Genomic DNA, 1,432 nt, shown 5'->3' on the forward strand with positions numbered 1-1,432 from the left:
TGAACTGCTCCCCGGAAGTTGGACTGGGTTCCAGTTCCTTCGTCCGGGGAGTGTTGTGTATTCGGGTAGTTCGTTGTCGGTTGGGCAGCGTGAGGCTGCGGTGGGGTTGTTCGAGCAGGGGTTTGGTCCGAAGGCGGTGGCGACCAGGCTGGGTGTGAGTCGCCCAGCGGTGGGACGCTTGCATGATCGGTGGCGGCTGCGAGGCAGGGGTGCGCTGGTTGTGAGGCGGGATGCGCGGGTGTACTCGTTCGAGGTCAAGCTCGAGGTGGTGCGCCGGTTCACGGCGGGTGAGGCGACCTCGGCCGAGCTGGCCGCCGAGTACGGGTTGTCCTCGCCGAAGCTGGTGCAGAGCTGGGCCGGGCTGGTCCGGCGTGGTGGCGAGGACGCGTTGCGGCCCAAGCGGGAACAACCTGGGCCTGAGATGACCGCCGGTTCGGGTGAGGCCGGTGAGCTGCAGCGGTTGCGGGCGGAGAACCTGCGGCTGCGGGCGGAGAACGCCTACCTGGGAAAACTACGGGCCTTGAGGGAGCAGGAGCGCGACTGAGGACTCAGGTCGTCGTCACTCTCAAGGCGGAGTTCCCGCTGCCGGTGCTGCTGCAGGTCGCTGGCCTGGCCCGGTCGACGTTCTTCTATCACCAGGCCCGGCTGACCCGGCCCGACCGGCGGGCCGGGCTCAAATCCGCGGTCACCGAGGTGTTCACGCAGGCCCAGGGTCGTTACGGGTATCGGCGGGTGCATGCCGTGCTCACCGGCCGGGGCTGGCGGGTCGCGGCCAAGACCGTGCTGACGGTGATGAACACGCTGGGCCTGGTCTGCCGGGTGCGCCGACGCCGACGCTATCGCGCCTGGTCAGGGGCGTCTGCTGTGGTCGCGGCGAACGTGCTGGACCGCCAGTTCCGCGTGCCGTCTCCGAACCTGGCCTGGGTCACCGACCTCACCGAGTTCACGATCGGTGGCCGCAAGATCTACCTGTCACCGGTGATCGACCTGTTCGACCGCCAGGTCATCGCCTACTCGCACGGGCCCTCGCCGACACTGGAACTGGCGAACTCCTCGCTGCGCAAGGCCATCGCGACCCTGCGACCAGGGCAGCGGCCGCTGGTGCACTCCGACCAGGGCGTCCACTACCAGCACACCGCCTGGCGGCGGATCCTCTCCGACGCCGGCCTGACCCAGTCGATGTCCCGCCGCGGCAACTGCCTCGACAACGCCATCGCCGAGAACTTCTTCGGTCACCTCAAAGAAGAACTCTTCCACCACAACAGGTTCGACACCGTCGCCGAGTTCACCACCGCCCTGGACGACTACATGACCTGGTTCAACACCACCCGCATCTCCACCACGCTCGGCAACCTCAGTCCAGCCGACTACCGAGCCCGCGCCCTCACTACCTAACCTTCACACCCCAGTCCAACTTTCGGACAGCAGTTCA

General features: G+C 67.2%; 2 protein-coding genes. Both read left to right on the forward strand.

Annotated features, from left to right (window positions below; translation table 11 throughout):
* Window positions 1–220: 220 nt before the first annotated feature.
* On the forward strand, window positions 221–544 hold the full coding sequence (locus ACFWNN_RS45570; RefSeq protein WP_382446211.1) for a transposase: 324 nt from the start codon (window positions 221–223) through the stop codon (window positions 542–544).
* A gap of 44 nt (window positions 545–588) precedes the next feature.
* Window positions 589–1,395, forward strand: a complete 807-nt coding sequence (locus tag ACFWNN_RS45575) for an IS3 family transposase (RefSeq protein ID WP_382446210.1) — start codon at window positions 589–591, stop codon at window positions 1,393–1,395.
* The last annotated feature ends 37 nt before the right edge of the window (window positions 1,396–1,432 follow it).

The sequence above is a fragment of the Lentzea sp. NPDC058450 genome (genome assembly GCF_042721395.1).
In the GTDB taxonomy this organism is placed as follows: domain Bacteria; phylum Actinomycetota; class Actinomycetes; order Mycobacteriales; family Pseudonocardiaceae; genus Lentzea.